This window comes from Citrobacter sp. CRE-46 (assembly GCF_059615875.1).
The window spans coordinates 4,176,140-4,191,853 of the sequence record NZ_CM184341.1; the positions used below are offsets into that span (position 1 = coordinate 4,176,140).

Annotated in this window: 12 protein-coding genes; all 12 read right to left on the reverse strand. The window is 52.7% G+C overall.

Annotated features, from left to right (window positions below; translation table 11 throughout):
• Nucleotides 1–8 precede the first annotated feature (8 nt).
• Nucleotides 9–398 (reverse strand): VOC family protein, encoded by a 390-nt coding sequence (locus AC534G_RS20440; RefSeq protein WP_069324020.1) that lies wholly within the window; start codon nucleotides 396–398, stop codon nucleotides 9–11.
• A gap of 65 nt (nucleotides 399–463) precedes the next feature.
• Entirely contained in the window at nucleotides 464–2,602 is a 2,139-nt protein-coding gene (gene ldcC / locus AC534G_RS20445; RefSeq protein ID WP_038637430.1) for a lysine decarboxylase LdcC, read from the reverse strand.
• A 99-nt stretch (nucleotides 2,603–2,701) separates the two neighbouring features.
• Nucleotides 2,702–3,661, reverse strand: a complete 960-nt coding sequence (gene accA / locus AC534G_RS20450) for an acetyl-CoA carboxylase carboxyl transferase subunit alpha (protein WP_038637427.1) — start codon at nucleotides 3,659–3,661, stop codon at nucleotides 2,702–2,704.
• Nucleotides 3,662–3,673: 12 nt separating this feature from the next.
• On the reverse strand, nucleotides 3,674–7,156 hold the full coding sequence (dnaE, locus tag AC534G_RS20455; protein WP_038637424.1) for a DNA polymerase III subunit alpha: 3,483 nt from the start codon (nucleotides 7,154–7,156) through the stop codon (nucleotides 3,674–3,676).
• A gap of 24 nt (nucleotides 7,157–7,180) precedes the next feature.
• Nucleotides 7,181–7,777, reverse strand: coding sequence for a ribonuclease HII (gene rnhB, locus AC534G_RS20460; protein WP_038637421.1), 597 nt, complete (start codon nucleotides 7,775–7,777; stop codon nucleotides 7,181–7,183).
• On the reverse strand, nucleotides 7,774–8,922 hold the full coding sequence (lpxB, locus tag AC534G_RS20465) for a lipid-A-disaccharide synthase (RefSeq protein WP_038637418.1): 1,149 nt from the start codon (nucleotides 8,920–8,922) through the stop codon (nucleotides 7,774–7,776). Before lpxB ends, rnhB begins: the two co-directional genes overlap by 4 nt.
• A complete protein-coding gene (lpxA, locus tag AC534G_RS20470; RefSeq protein WP_110498722.1) occupies nucleotides 8,922–9,710 on the reverse strand; it encodes an acyl-ACP--UDP-N-acetylglucosamine O-acyltransferase in 789 nt (262 codons plus the stop codon). Before lpxA ends, lpxB begins: the two co-directional genes overlap by 1 nt.
• A gap of 3 nt (nucleotides 9,711–9,713) precedes the next feature.
• On the reverse strand, nucleotides 9,714–10,169 hold the full coding sequence (gene fabZ / locus AC534G_RS20475) for a 3-hydroxyacyl-ACP dehydratase FabZ (RefSeq protein ID WP_003018528.1): 456 nt from the start codon (nucleotides 10,167–10,169) through the stop codon (nucleotides 9,714–9,716).
• Nucleotides 10,170–10,272: 103 nt separating this feature from the next.
• On the reverse strand, nucleotides 10,273–11,298 hold the full coding sequence (gene lpxD, locus AC534G_RS20480; protein WP_038637414.1) for a UDP-3-O-(3-hydroxymyristoyl)glucosamine N-acyltransferase: 1,026 nt from the start codon (nucleotides 11,296–11,298) through the stop codon (nucleotides 10,273–10,275).
• Nucleotides 11,299–11,301: 3 nt separating this feature from the next.
• Nucleotides 11,302–11,787 carry a molecular chaperone Skp gene (gene skp, locus AC534G_RS20485; protein WP_016151765.1) on the reverse strand — a complete coding sequence of 162 codons (486 nt, stop codon included), beginning with the start codon at nucleotides 11,785–11,787 and terminating at the stop codon, nucleotides 11,302–11,304.
• 122 nt (nucleotides 11,788–11,909) lie between these two features.
• On the reverse strand, nucleotides 11,910–14,324 hold the full coding sequence (gene bamA, locus AC534G_RS20490; RefSeq protein WP_038637411.1) for an outer membrane protein assembly factor BamA: 2,415 nt from the start codon (nucleotides 14,322–14,324) through the stop codon (nucleotides 11,910–11,912).
• Between the two features lie 29 nt (nucleotides 14,325–14,353).
• Nucleotides 14,354–15,706, reverse strand: a complete 1,353-nt coding sequence (gene rseP / locus AC534G_RS20495) for a sigma E protease regulator RseP (RefSeq protein ID WP_038637407.1) — start codon at nucleotides 15,704–15,706, stop codon at nucleotides 14,354–14,356.
• Between the last annotated feature and the right edge of the window lie 8 nt (nucleotides 15,707–15,714).

The window sequence follows — 15,714 nt, forward strand, 5'->3', positions numbered from 1 at the left end:
GACAAGCCTTACAGCTCATACAGTTCGAGCGGTAATCCGTCGGGATCGTTAAAAAACGTGAAGCGTTTGCCGGTGAACGGATCAATGCGTATCGGCTCGCACTTCACATCGCGCGCTTCCAGATGCGCGATCGCTTTCTCTACGTCATCCACACTGAACGCCAGATGACGTAAACCACAGGCTTCCGGTCGGCTGGGGCGGCAAGGTGGAAATGGGAAAGAAAATAGCTCAATCACATACTGACCGTTCAATGCCAGATCGCCTTTCCAGGAGTCTCGCTCTTCCCGGTAGGCTTCGCTCATCAGGGTGAAGCCCAACACATCGCAGTAAAATGCCTTACTCGCCGCGTAGTCCGTCGCAATAATGGCAATATGGTGAACCTGTTTTAATCCCAGCATAGCGTTTTGCCTCTTTCGTTTGTTCTTCAGCACGTTACTCGTGCGTAATGGGTTCAGGCAAGTCGTTATGCCATTTTTAAGACTCTCACACGATACACGCCATCCTCACCCAGTTTAGCGCCATGGATATCGGTTTCAAATCCAGGATAATGATGGCCCACGGAGCACAGCATCAGCAGGAAATCGAGTACAGCCCGGCTTTTTTCCGTGATCATTTCACCAGGCATCAAGAGCGGTACGCCGGGAGGGTAAGGCAGGATCATATTGGCGGAAACGCGCCCCACCAGTTGATCGAGCGCCACCGTTTCAACCTCACCTTTGATCTGCCGCTGCCAGGCCTGATGCGGCGTCATTTTCATTTCCGGTAAGGTATCAAATGCCCGCAGCATCAGCCCGGAAAGATCGTGCTGGCGAATAAGCCTATGGATCCCCTGCGCCAGATCCTGAATGCGCATATTACGATAAAAATCAGGATCTTCAGCATACAGATCCGGAAGCATGTTTTTCACGCGTAAATTCAGATCGTACGAACGCTTAAATTCCGTCAGTCCGCGCAGCAGGCCCATCGCCCGGGTTTTATCAATGCCGATGCTGAACAGGAACAACAGATTATACGGTCCCGTTTTCTCGACAACCACGCCGCGTTCATCAAGGAATTTCGCCACCAGCGCGGCAGGAATCCCCTCTTCACTCATATTTCCCTGTTCATCCATCCCCGGCGTCAGAATAGTGACTTTCACCGGGTCAAGAAACATGTGGTCGGCGTCAGCATCGATAAATCCGTGCCAGTCTTCACCGGGCGCTACCGGCCAGCATTCTGCTTCATCCACCCTTTCTGGTTGCCAGATATCAAAAAACCAGCCATCCGACTCTTCACGCAACCGCTGCACTTCTTTACGAAAATGCAGCGCCCGCTCCACCGAACGATTGATTAACCGCTTACCGGAATTGCCACGCAGCATGGCCGCTGCGGTTTCTATCGAGGCAACAATCGGGTAACTCGGCGAAGTGGATGTGTGCATCATAAAGGCTTCGTTAAAGGTGTCTTCGTCGTAATCGCCCTTAATGTGGATCAAAGAAGCCTGTGACAACGCCGCCAGCATCTTGTGGGTGGACTGGGTTTCAAAAATCACCTTCCCCGGCACGCGCTCACCGCTCATCCCGCTTTTCCCCTGATAGATCGGATGAAAATGGGTATATGGCACCCAGGCTGAATCAAAATGGATAGAGGGCACATCCAGCGTTTGTTTGATCCAGTTGGTGTTATACAGCAGGCCGTCATAGGTGGAGTTGGTGATCACCGCATGCACCGGCCATTGCGCCTGAGGGGTCTCCTCTACCTTGCTTTCGATGCTTGCCCGGCTAAATTCCCGACGGGGGATACCGCCCAGAATACCCAACGCATTACGCGTCGGCTTCAACCAGATTGGCACCACATCGCTCATCATCAGCAAATGCGCCAACGACTTATGACAGTTGCGGTCAATCAACAGCGTACTGCCCGTGGGTGCGGCGTACATACCAACAATTTTATTGGAGGTGGACGTGCCGTTGGTCACCATATAGCTCTGCTCGGCGCCAAAAGTGCGCGCGATATACTCCTCCGCTTCCAGGTGCGGGCCGGTATGATCCAGCAGCGAGCCCAGCTCGGTCACTGAAATGGAGACATCGGCTTTCAGCGTATTACCGCCAAAGAAATCATAGAACAGGCAGCCGACCGGGCTTTTCTGGTACGCCGTTCCCGCCATATGACCGGGCGTGCAAAAGGTATACTTTCCTTCCTTCACATAGGTAAACAGCGCTTTGGTGAAAGGGGGCGTAATGTTATCCAGATATTCGCTGGTGTACTGGCGGATGCGGGTGGCAATGTCTTCAGACTGGCCCAGCGCATACTCAAAAAACCACAGCGCCATGCGCAGGTCATGGGCGCTGACATCCATCGTCGAATGGGTATTAATAAAGGCGTAAAGCGGAAGATATTCGTTGAGCTGGTTGATGTCACTGCACAGATCCAGACTGTATTCATCCCAGTCAAAAATGACGCCGCAAATTCGCGGGTTATGTTCGATAAACTTCAGCAGGTCAACGCTATTCTGCGGCCAGATAATCTGAAACCCCTGCTGTTGTAGCGCACGCTCAAGTTCCTTGATGGGCTCATCTTTATAAAAGACGCCATGCGGTCCCATGATGGCAATGATATTCATGCGTTCCTCCTGGAAAAACCTTAGTTAAGCATAGCCTGGTCAAACTGCAGGTAAAAAAAAGGGCCACAGCATTGTGGCCCTTTTCAGAATTAATGTAGCTTATGCGTAGCCGTAGCTCATCAGACGCTGGTAGCGACGGTTTTTCAGATCTTCTTTACCTAACACATCAAGATCGGCGAGATCGGCCAGCAGTTGCGCTTTCAGTGACGCCGCCATGGCTTCCGGGTTACGGTGCGCGCCACCCAGCGGTTCAGGAATGATAGAGTCGATAAGCTTCAGCTCTTTCAGACGCGGCGCGATAATGCCCATCGCTTCAGCGGCCAGCGGCGCTTTATCAGCGCTTTTCCACAGAATGGAGGCACAACCTTCCGGGGAGATAACGGAATAGGTGCTGTATTGCAGCATATTCACTTTATCGCCTACGCCGATCGCCAGCGCGCCGCCGGAACCACCTTCACCGATAACGGTGCAGATGACTGGTACGCTCAGACGCGACATTTCACGCAGGTTGCGCGCGATCGCTTCAGACTGACCACGTTCTTCCGCGCCCACGCCCGGGTAAGCCCCTGGGGTGTCGATGAAGGTAATGATCGGCATGTTGAAACGTTCTGCCATTTCCATCAGACGCAGCGCTTTGCGATAGCCTTCCGGCGCTGGCATGCCGAAATTACGACGAATTTTTTCTTTGGTCTCACGGCCTTTCTGATGACCAATGATCATCACCGGACGGCCATCCAGACGCGCGATACCGCCGACGATAGCTTTGTCATCCGCATAGGCACGATCGCCCGCCAGCTCATCAAATTCATCAAACGCCAGGCGGACATAATCCAGGGTGTACGGACGCTGTGGATGGCGCGCCAGTTGGGCTACCTGCCATGCGCCAAGATCGGCGAAGATTTTACGCGTCAGTTCTACGCTTTTTTCACGCAGGCGATGCACTTCTTCATCGATGTTAATATCCAGTTTCTCATCCTGACGGCTAACCGCAGTCAGAGAATCGATTTTTGCTTCCAGCTCTGCAATCGGCTGTTCAAAATCAAGGAAATTCAGACTCATAGTATTCCTGTATTAGTCAAACTCCAGTTCCACCTGCTCCGAACCAATAAGGCCGCGGAGATCGTTTAGCAAACGATCGCTCGGAGAGACACGCCACGTCGCGCCAAAACGCAACCGCGCACGTGCATCCGCCCTCTGATAGTAGAGATGTACTGGAATTGTCCCCGAGCGGTGGGGTTCCAGAGACTGACGGAGTCGGTTTAAAAGCTGGTCATCAATTTGCCTGTCCGTCAGCGAGATAGCAAGCCCGCGAGCATATTTTTCCCGGGCTTCGTCAATATCCATGACTTCACGGGCCATCATTTTAAGCCCGCCGCTGAAGTCATCAAAGCTGACCTGTCCGCTGACGATAAGTATGCGGTCTTTTTCCAGCAATTGCTGGTATTTATCCAGGGCATCGGTAAACAACATAACTTCCAGACGCCCGGAACGGTCATCCAGGGTACAGATGCCGATACGATTGCCGCGCTTGGTGACCATTACCCGCGCGGCAATGACGAGCCCCGCAGCCGTGGTGACTTTACCACGTTCTGTCGGATGCATGTCTTTCAGCCTGTGGCCTCCAACATAGCGCTCAATTTCTTTTAAATACTGGTTGATAGGGTGCCCCGTCAGGTAAAGCCCTAACGTTTCACGCTCACCGTCTAATACTACCTGCTCAGGCCACGGTGTACAGTTGGCATAAGACTGTTCAATTTGTTCGGGTTCTTCCGCCAGCACGCCAAACATATCAGCCTGGCCAATAGCCTCGGCTTTCGCATGCTGATCAGCGGCTTTTAGCGCATCATTCAACGAATTCATCAACGCCGCGCGGTGTGGGCCAAGGCGGTCAAACGCCCCGGACATAATCAGTTTTTCCAGCACCCGGCGATTGAGTTTTTTGATATCCGTACGCGCACAGAGATCAAACAGCTCGCGGAAGTAACCGCCTTCGTTGCGCGCCTCAATAATAGCTTCAATTGGCCCTTCACCCACGCCTTTTATCGCGCCGATGCCATAAACAATCTCGCCATCATCGTTAACGTGGAAATGGTAAAGCCCGGAGTTAATGTCTGGCGGCAGGATTTTTAACCCCATGCGCCAGCATTCATCCACCAGCCCGACCACTTTCTCGGTGTTATCCATATCGGCCGTCATTACCGCCGCCATAAACTCGGCTGGGTAATGCGCCTTCAACCATAGCGTCTGGTAAGAGACCAGCGCATAGGCGGCGGAGTGTGATTTGTTAAATCCGTAACCGGCGAATTTCTCCACCAGGTCAAAGATTTTCATCGCCAGTTCGCCGTCGACGCCGCGCTTTTTCGCTCCTTCTTCAAAGGTGCCGCGCTGCTTGGCCATTTCTTCCGGCTTTTTCTTACCCATCGCACGACGCAGCATATCCGCGCCGCCAAGCGTGTAACCAGACAGCTCCTGGGCAATCTGCATAACCTGTTCCTGATACAGGATAATGCCGTAGGTTGGCTCCAGTACCGGCTTCAGACACTCATGCTGCCATTGTACGTCCGGATAGGAAATCTCTTCGCGACCATGCTTACGGTCGATAAAGTTATCTACCATCCCCGACTGTAGCGGGCCCGGGCGGAACAGGGCCACCAGTGCGATCATATCTTCGAAGCAGTCAGGCTGCAGACGTTTGATCAGATCCTTCATGCCGCGGGATTCAAGCTGGAATACCGCGGTGGTTTCCGAACGTTGCAGCATGTCGAAGCTTTTCTTATCGTCAAGCGGAATGGCCGCGATATCCAGCGGCGGCTCGCCGTTCTTTTCACGGCGGGCGTTGATCATCTCCAGCGCCCAGTTGATGATGGTCAGCGTACGCAGCCCCAGGAAGTCGAACTTCACCAGGCCGGCGTATTCCACGTCGTTCTTATCAAACTGAGTAACCGGGTGCAGCCCCTGTTCATCGCAGTATAGCGGCGCAAAATCGGTAATTTTGGTCGGAGCGATAACCACGCCACCGGCGTGCTTACCGGCGTTACGCGTGACGCCTTCCAGCTTACGCGCCATATCGATCAGCGCTTTAACCTCTTCATCTGCCTCATAGATTTCCGGCAGTTGCGGTTCAGCTTCGAAGGCTTTCGCCAGCGTCATGCCCGGATCGGGCGGCACCAGTTTCGAAATACGATCCACGAAGCCGTACGGGTGCCCCAGCACGCGACCCACGTCTCGGATAACCGCTTTTGCCGCCATCGTACCGAAAGTAATAATCTGCGAAACCGCATCACGACCGTACATATCCGCCACGTGTTCAATAACCTGGTCGCGTTTCTCCATACAGAAGTCAACGTCGAAGTCGGGCATTGAGACACGTTCCGGGTTCAGGAAACGTTCGAACAGCAGGTCAAATTCCAGCGGATCCAGGTCGGTAATTTTTAGCGCATAGGCCACCAGCGAGCCTGCGCCGGAACCACGTCCCGGACCTACTGGTACGCCGTTATCCTTCGACCACTGGATAAATTCCATAACGATCAGGAAGTAGCCCGGGAACCCCATCTGGTTGATAACCTGTAGCTCAACATCCAGACGTTCATCATATTCCGGACGGCGCCTGGCGCGCTCTTCCGGATCCGGGAACAGGAACGCCAGTCGCTGTTCCAGCCCCTCTTTCGACTTCGCCACGAGGAAATCCTCGGTGGTCATATCGCCGGTCGGGAACTGTGGCAAGAAATACTCACCCAAACGCACCGTGACGTTACAGCGTTTGGCAATTTCGACGGTGTTTTGCAGCGCCTCCGGGATATCGGAGAACAGCTCGCACATCTCGTCTTCGCTACGCATATACTGCTGCGCGGAGTAGTTACGCGGGCGTTTAGGGTCGTCAAGGGTGAACCCGTCGTGGATCGCCACACGGATTTCATGCGCGTCGAAATCGCCGGTTTCCAGGAAGCGAACATCGTTGGTCGCCACCACCGGCAAACCACGCCTTTCAGCCAGTTCTACCGCGGCATGCAGATAGTTTTCTTCATCTTGTCTGCCGGTACGGATCAGCTCAAGGAAGTAGCTATTGGGAAAATGCGCTTCGTAAAACGCCACGCATTCGTCAACCAGGGCGCTATTACCGCGCAACAAGCTACGTCCGACGTCGCCCATGCGGCCGCCGGAGAGCAAAATCAAACCTTCTTTTAGCTCGACCAGCCAGTCGCGGTCGATAACCGGCCCTTCTGCGCCATAACCGCGCTGATAGGCTTTTGATATCAATAACGTCAGGTTCTGATAGCCGGTATTGTTAGCGGCCAGTACGGTGAGTTGCGTGAGTTCATCAGCCAATAGTTCACTGCGGACATGAAAATCTGCGCCTACAATAGGCTTAATACCGGCGCCGTGACCCGCTCCGTAAAACTTCACCAGACCACACAGGTTGGTAAAATCGGTGATCGCCAGCGCAGGCATGCCTAACGCGGCCGCCTTCTTCACCAGCGGCCCGGTTTTCGCCAGCCCATCGATCATGGAGTAGTCGCTGTGCACCCGGAGGTGGACGAAACGTGGTTCAGACATCTTCAGATTCCTTCGACACAAGAATCAGGACGTGAGTCCCAGTGCGCGTTTGACGGGGCCAAAACTGCGGCGATGGTGCTCTGTCGCGCCATACAGTGCCAATTTTTCCAGATGAAAAGCGGTTGGATAGCCTTTGTGCTGCGCAAAGCCATACTGCGGAAAAACCGTATCCAGCGCTGCCATTTCAGCATCGCGGGTCACTTTTGCCAGTATTGACGCTGCGCTAATCTCCGCTACGCGGCTATCACCTTTGACTACCGCCATCGACGGTACCGGTAATGCCGGACAACGATTGCCGTCAATCAGTACGTATTCCGGCGCAATATGCAGCCCCGCGACCGCACGCTGCATCGCCAGCATGGTGGCATGCAAAATATTCAGATCGTCGATTTCATGCGGTTCCGCACGGCCCACGCTCCAGCTTAACGCTTTTTCTTTTATTTCATCAAACAGCGCCAGGCGACGTTTTTCCGACAATTTTTTTGAGTCGTTAAGACCGATAATCGGGCGAGCCGGATCCAGAATAACGGCAGCAGTAACAACCGCGCCGACCAAAGGACCGCGCCCGACTTCATCCACACCCGCCACTAAATGCGTATGCGGATAAACAAATTCAATCATTGCGCTAACTCCAGGACTGCATCCGCTGCCTGCTCATCAGCATTGCAACGGATCTGCTGATGCAGTTCACGGAAAGTGTCATGCATCGCATGGCTGGTTTTGCCATTCGCCAGTAACGGCAACAGCGCTTGCGCCAGCGCATGCGGCTCACACTCTTCCTGCAACAGCTCTTTAACCAGTTCTCTTCCCGCTAACAGGTTAGGAAGCGAAACGTAATCCGTTTTCACCAGACGCTTCGCCAGCCAGAAGGTAAAGGGTTTCATGCGGTAGCCGACCACCATCGGACACTTTGCCAGCATACATTCCAGCGCGGCGGTGCCTGAAGCCAACAGCGCCGCGTCGCTGGCCACCATCGCTTCACGTCCCATGCCATTAAGCAGATGCACGGAAAGCTCCGGCGCAACCTCTGCCTTGATACGCTCAAACTGTTCCCGGCGTTTGGCATTCACCAACGGCACCACAACTTCGAGATCCGGATAATGCTGACGTAACAGTTGCGCCGTTTTCAGAAAATCGGCGCTGAGCATCTCCACTTCTGCGCCACGGCTTCCTGGCAGCAGCGCCAGGCAATGCGCGTCGTGGGGAATACCCAAAATATCACGGGCCGCGTGTTTATCCGGATCCAACGGCATGGCATCCGCCATGGTGTGGCCGATAAAGCGGCACGGGACGTTAAATTTGTCATAAAACGCTTTTTCGAAAGGCAGAAAAGCCAGCACCATATTAGTGGATCTGCCTATTTTGAAAACGCGTTTCTGTCGCCACGCCCAGACGGACGGACTGACATAATGAATGGTTTTTATGCCCTGCTTTTTCAAGTTCCCTTCAAGGGTAATATTGAAATCAGGCGCATCAATGCCAACGAAAACATCCGGCTTGAGCTCGGTGAATCGACGAGTGAGATCGGCACGAATATGCAGTAAACGGCGCAGACGTCCGAGCACTTCAACAATGCCCATCACCGCCAGTTCTTCCATTTCGTACCAGGCTTCACAGCCTTCGGCCTGCATTAGCGGCCCCGCCACGCCAACAAAACGCGCATTAGGAACACGAGCTTTGAGTGCGCGGATTAGCCCTGCACCAAGAATATCGCCGGAGGTTTCTCCGGCGACGAGGGCAATCGTTAAAGGACGCTGCTCAGTCATTAACGAATCAGACCACGCGTTGAGCGCTCAAAGAAGTCGCTGAAAGCCTGGACTTCAGGGTGCTGTTTCGCCAGTTCGGCGATTCCCGGTTTCGCTTCTTCCAACGTTTTACCGCTACGGTACAACGCTTTGTAGGCATTACGAATCGCGGTAATCGCTTCGCGGGTGAACCCACGACGCTTCAGACCTTCGATATTTACGCCAAACGGCGTCGCGTGGTTGCCCTGGGCGATAACGTACGGTGGCACGTCCTGAGCAACGCCAGAACAGCCGCCAACCATCACATGCGCGCCGATGATGCAGAATTGATGCACCGCAGTCATGCCGCCGATGATAACAAAATCATCCAGCGAAACATGTCCGGCAAGCGTGGCGTTATTCGCCAGAATACAGCGGTTGCCTACCGTACAATCATGCGCGACGTGCGCATTAATCATCAGTAAGTTATCGCTGCCCACCTTCGTCACTCCACCGCCCTGCACTGTGCCACGATGAATGGTGACGCTTTCGCGGATGCGGTTGCGATCGCCAATTTCCACGCGGGTCGGTTCGCCAGCATATTTAAGATCCTGGTTAACTTCGCCGATGGAGGCAAACTGATAGATCTCGTTATCGCGACCAATTTTTGTATGGCCATTCACGACAACGTGAGACTTCAGTACGGTACCCTCACCAATTTCAACATGGGGTCCAACAATACAAAATGGGCCAATGTGAGCGTTAGCGCCAATACTGGCGCCCTCTTCCACAATGGCGGTAGGGTGAATAAAGGCGGATTTATCAATCACGTATCAGGCCTCCCGGCTACGGGCACACATCATCGTTGCTTCGCACACAACTTTACCGTCGACCAGCGCAACCCCTTTAAAACGGGTCAGGCCACGGCGCGTTTTCTCGAAAGTCACTTCCATGATCATCTGATCGCCCGGCACGACAGGACGCTTAAAGCGCGCTTCGTCAATACCCGCGAAATAGTACAGTTCGCCTGGTTCCAGTTTTCCTACGCTTTTAAATGCGAGGATACCGGTGGCCTGCGCCATCGCTTCCAGAATCAGTACGCCAGGGAAAATAGGTTTGCCTGGGAAGTGGCCCTGGAAGAAAGGCTCATTAACGGATACATTTTTCACTGCGCGCAGAAAACGACCTTCTTCAAAATCCAGCACGCGGTCAACCAGCAGAAACGGAAAACGGTGCGGCAGAAGTTCTAAAATCTCTTCAATATGCAGAGTATGAGTGTTAGTAGTCAAAATACTCTTCCTGTCAAAATATACTAAAAGGCAATAATAACACGGCCTGTCGCAATCGTATGAATGGGACAGGCCGAAAAGTCAGACATGCAAAAAAGGTGCTTTAGTCTTGTTGATTAACCTTGCGCTCAATCGCTTTGAGGCGCTTGCTCATATCATCAATATTCATCACCAGTGCAGCTGTTTTACGCCATACCTTATTGGGTTGTAGCGGAATGCCTGAGGAGTAGACGCCAGGTTCCGTGATAGGACGCATCACCATACCCATGCCAGTTACCGTGACTTTGTCGCATATTTCCATATGCCCATTGATCACGCTGGCGCCGCCAATCATGCAGTAACGGCCAATCTTCAGGCTACCCGCCATAATGACGCCACCGGCTACCGCCGTATTGTCGCCAATCACAACGTTATGTGCAATCTGGCACTGATTATCAATGATAACACCATTACCGATCACAGTATCGTCCAGGGCACCACGGTCAATGGTAGTACAAGCGCCGATCTCGACGCGATCGCCGATAATCACGCGACCAAGCTGCGGGATCTTCACCCAGTTACCGCGATCGTTCGCGTAACCAAATCCATCCGAACCGACGACAGTGCTGGATTGGATCAGGCAATTCTCACCGATCTGAATGTCGTGGTAAATCGTCACATTCGCCCACAAGCGAGAACCTGCGCCGATTTTTGTATTTTTTCCGACGAAGCAGCCTGCGCCAATAACCACGTTATCGCCCAGTTCTACGCCAGACTCAATGACCGCATTTGCGCCCACCGAGACATTTTTACCCAGCTTCGCCGTCGCATCGATCGCTGCACTCGGTGCAACGTTTTGTGCGGGCTGCGGCGTGGTATCTAAAATTTGCGCCATACGAGCATAGGTCAGGTAGGGATTCTTCACTACCAGCGCTGCACTCTTAGCAAAAGGAAGATCGTCCTGCGTCATGACAACGGCAGAAGCCTGGCATACGCCTAAGTGTTCACGGTACTTAGGATTCACCATAAACGTGATATTGCCAGTTTGCGCAGATTGCATGGACGCTACGCCGGTGATGACGATATCGCCATCACCGTGTAATTCTGCATCCAACTGCTCTGCTAAATCAGCCAGTCGAATTGAAGGCATTACTTATTTAACCTGTTTCAGTACGTCAGCGGTGATGTCTTTTACATCGCTGCTATTGTATGCAACGGTGTTTGCGTCAACGACCAGATCGATGCTCTGGCTGTTAGCAACAGATTTCACAGCTGTCTGGATACGAGTAACCAGTTTGCCACGTTCTTCGTTGGAACGACGCGCACGATCCTGCTCAAAAGCCTGAGCTTTCTGTGAGAAAGTCTGACGCTGAGCCATAACGTCTTTTTCCAGCTTGGTACGATCGCTACCCGCTTTCATTGATTGCAGACGCTGCATTTTAGATTGCAGATCGGATTCCATACGCTGCAGTTCGCTGGCACGGCCTTTGAACTCGTTTTCCAGCGTAGCGGAAACACCTGTCTTCTGTGCAACCTGTTGGAACAGGCTACCCATGTTGACGATTGCAATTTTGTCAGCGGCCTGTGCGGACGTTGCCATCGCTAAACCGAGACCTGCAGCTAATAACCACTTTTTCACAATTAACTCCTTACCATCCCATTTGCACCCGAAGGTACAGTTCTTTGCGTGGCCAGGCGATCCCATGCAAGATCGCCTAAAGTCAGCGCTACACTACCACTACATTCCTTTGCGAAGAACAATTACCAGGTTTTACCAATGTTAAACTGGAACTGTTCCGCTTTGTCTCCATCGTACTTCTTGAACGGTTGGGCGTAGGAGAAAACCAACGGCCCCAATGGGGACATCCATTGTAAAGCGATACCTGCTGACATACGGATATTGCTCGGATCGCTATAGTCCGGTACATCCGACGGCGCAGATGACGGATCCCAGTTCGTATCCCAAACGGTACCCATATCCCAGAAGAACGAGGTACGGACCGAGTTGGCATACTTGTCGCTGATGAACGGCGTCGGGGTAATAAACTCCAGGCTGGCGACAGCCATGGCGTTACCACCTACCGCATCATCAGATTTACAGCCAGCTTCCTGAGTACAGTCTTCGTAATCATTATTATCGTCCCAGCTCGTGTGGGCGCCATTTTTATAAACAGCTTTCGGGCCGATAGTATTCGACTGGAAACCACGCACGGTACTGGAACCACCAGCATAGAAGTTCTCGTAGAACGGCATCTCTTTGCTACCGATACCATCACCATAACCCCACTTGGTACGGCCCAGGACAACCCATTTGTGATCGTCATCAATCGGCACGTAGGTCGCGGTATCCATCGACAATTTGTAGTATTCGTTATCAGAACCCGGAATGGTCACTTTACCATTCAGGTTGACACGCGAACCGTCTGTCGGGAAATAACCACGGTCTAACTTGTTGTACGTCCAACCGTAGTTGAAGGTGAAGTCATCAGCGGCAAAACTGCTGGTATCAGCGGGTTGTCCCATCGACTCAAGATAACGATCCATCGCGATCTGCGGCTGCATGTTGGACAGTTTGTTATGTACATAACCCAGGCCAGCACGCAGCGTATTGTATTCGTTAACCGGGAAGCCGAGCGTTACGTCAGTACCATAACTTTTGTTGGTATAGTCGGACAGGTCTGCATCATCCGCTTCAAAGTCGTTATAGAAGACGCGACCGCCAAGGCTCACACCGTCAACGGTGAAGTACGGGTTGGTGACAGATAGCTCAGTATAGGTCTGGTAGTCGTTTTTGGTGCCGTTAATCCCGACGGAATAACCGGTACCTAACCAGTTATCCTGCTGAACGCCCGCCTGGAAGCTCACGCCGCTCTCGGTACCGTAACCGACGCCGAAGTTAAAGCTACCAGTGTTACGCTCTTTCACCTTATAGACCACATCAACCTGATCCGGACGGCCCGGAACACGCTGAGTATCGGTATCGACGGTTTCAAAGTAACCCAGACGGTTCAGACGTTCTTTACCCTGGTCGACCAGATCGCTGCCCAACCATGCGCCTTCCATCTGACGCATTTCGCGACGCAGAACGGAGTCTTTAGACGTGTCGTTACCTTCAAAGCGAATCTTACGCACATAGAAACGGTTACCCGCATCCACATTTACGCGTAATTTAACGGTTTTGTCGGCATCGTTGATTTCAGGCTGCGACTGTACGCGCGGATAGGCATAGCCATAGCGCCCCAGAAGCTTCTTGATATCATCTTCCATTTTGGTCACTTTGGTGCCGTTATAGAGTTCGCCTGGCTCGATTTTGGTCAGGCTCTCAATTTCGGCGGAGTGTCCGGCCAGGTTACCGCTCACCTCTACCCCAGAAAGCTTGTACTGATCGCCTTCAGTGATGTTAACGGTGATGTAGATACCTTTTTTATCCGGCGTCAGGCTCACCTGGGTAGAATCGATATTAAAGCGAGCATAACCGCGATCCAGATAGTAGCTGCGCAGGGTTTCGAGATCGCCCGCGAGTTTCTGTTTCTGGTATTTACGATCGCCCACTACGTTCCACCACGGCACTTCATCACGCAGTTGGAAGTGAGAGATAAGTTCGTCAGTCGAGAAGGCATGGTTGCCGACGATATTGATCTGTTGGATCTTCGCCGAAACACCTTCCTGGAAGACCAGTTTGAGGTCAACGCGGTTACGCGGCAACGGCGTTACCACCGCTTTCACACTGGCGCTGTACTTACCGACGCTATAGTAGAAATCTTCCAGGCCTTTTTCGATATCGGCAAGCGTGGTGCGATCCAGAGACTCGCCAACACGTACGCCAGACGCCTCGAGGTTTTGCTTCAGCATGTCGTCTTTCACCGATTTGTTACCGGAGAAAGTAATGCTGGCAATCGTCGGACGTTCTTTTACCTGAACCAGAAGGGTATCACCATCGCGCAGGACGCGGACATCCTCAAAGTTACCGGTGGCGAACAGAGCACGAATGGTATTACTGATGTCTTCATCATTAACCGTGTCGCCTGTGCGCACCGGCATACTGAGGAGAGCCGCACCAACGGCGACTCGCTGTAGGCCTTCGAAATGAATGTCCTTCACTACGAACCCTTCAGCACCGTATACGGTGGCGCTGCTAAACAGCAGCGACGCTATGAGCAACTTTTTCATCGCCATCGTTATTATGCGTTCTTCCTAACACTCTCTTACAACCGAGAGAAATCATTGAAAAGTGCAAGCCCCATTAACAACACCAGCAAGATAGAGCCAATGCGATAACTAAAGTCTTGAACCCGCTCGGATACCGGACCGCCCTTCAGCTTTTCAATCGCCAGGAACAGCAGATGCCCCCCGTCAAGAACGGGCAACGGAAACAGGTTAATTATCCCTAAGTTCACGCTGATAAGCGCAAGGAACATCAGGTAATAAATCACCCCGAACTCCGCTGACATCCCAGCCCCCTGGGCGATAGAAATCGGCCCACTGAGGTTGTTCAGTTTTACATCACCGGTAATCAATTTTCCCAGCATACTGACCGTCAGCTTCATCAACTGCCACGTTTTATCCGAGGCTTCGACGATGGCGCTGAAGGGTCCATACTGGCGTACAGTCTTATACTCATCAGGCAGAGGAATAATTTTAGGCACCACGCCCGCAAAACCTTCTGCCTTCCCGTTAACCTGTTTTGAATCCGGGGTTAACGTTAAAGACAAGGAACTGCCTTGTCTTTCAATATCTAGCGCTAACGGCTTATCCGGATTATCGCGCACCAGCGTCACGAACATCATCCATTGCGTCAGCGGCTGACCATTGACTTTAACGATCCTGTCGCCAGCTTGCAAACCCGCCTTACTTGCAGCCGAGTTAGCCTGCACTTCTGACAGCACCGATTCAATCTGCGGACCGCGTGGGCGAATCCCTAAACTGGCGACGGGATCCTGTTTGTCTGGCTCAAATGCCCAATGGCGCAAATCCAGCGTTTTGTCCTGCCGCTGGTTACTGCCAAACTGCGCCACGCTGAGCGTTGTATGCTCATCGCCAATTTTGGAAACCAACTGCAGTCTCACGGCATCCCAATCAGGGGTTTCGATACCATCAACCGCTTTTAGTTCCGTACCAGGCTGAATTTGCGCCTGCGCAGCAATCGAGTTGGGTGTTATTTCACCAACAACCGGACGAACGCCAGGAACGCCAATGATAAACACCAGCCAATAAGCGAAAATAGCAAAAAGGAAGTTTGCGATCGGACCTGCGGCGATAATAGCCGCGCGCTGCCCAACCGTTTTATTGTTGAAAGCGTAATGGCGCAGCTCCGGTACCACCGGTTCAGCGCGCTCATCCAGCATTTTGACGTAACCGCCGAGGGGGATTAGAGCGATGACGTATTCTGTACCCAGTTTATCGGTACGACGCCAAAGCGCTTTTCCAAAGCCAATGGAAAAGCGCTCAACGCGGACTCCGCAGCGCCGTGCAACCCAGAAATGACCAAATTCATGCACGGTGATAAGCACACCGAGTGCGACGATGAATGCAGCCAGATTCCAGAGAATACTCAGCATAAGACCAT

What these genes read in the sequence shown, in the direction of transcription:
- lpxB (WP_038637418.1), bottom strand. Translation starts at nt 8,922, where the DNA reads ATGACTGAGCAGCGTCCTTTAACGATTGCCCTCGTCGCCGGAGAAACC.
- rnhB (WP_038637421.1), bottom strand. Translation starts at nt 7,777, where the DNA reads ATGATTGAATTTGTTTATCCGCATACGCATTTAGTGGCGGGTGTGGAT.
- dnaE (WP_038637424.1), bottom strand. Translation starts at nt 7,156, where the DNA reads ATGTCTGAACCACGTTTCGTCCACCTCCGGGTGCACAGCGACTACTCC.
- lpxD (WP_038637414.1), bottom strand. Translation starts at nt 11,298, where the DNA reads ATGCCTTCAATTCGACTGGCTGATTTAGCAGAGCAGTTGGATGCAGAA.
- ldcC (WP_038637430.1), bottom strand. Translation starts at nt 2,602, where the DNA reads ATGAATATCATTGCCATCATGGGACCGCATGGCGTCTTTTATAAAGAT.
- AC534G_RS20440 (WP_069324020.1), bottom strand. Translation starts at nt 398, where the DNA reads ATGCTGGGATTAAAACAGGTTCACCATATTGCCATTATTGCGACGGAC.
- accA (WP_038637427.1), bottom strand. Translation starts at nt 3,661, where the DNA reads ATGAGTCTGAATTTCCTTGATTTTGAACAGCCGATTGCAGAGCTGGAA.
- rseP (WP_038637407.1), bottom strand. Translation starts at nt 15,706, where the DNA reads ATGCTGAGTATTCTCTGGAATCTGGCTGCATTCATCGTCGCACTCGGT.
- bamA (WP_038637411.1), bottom strand. Translation starts at nt 14,324, where the DNA reads ATGGCGATGAAAAAGTTGCTCATAGCGTCGCTGCTGTTTAGCAGCGCC.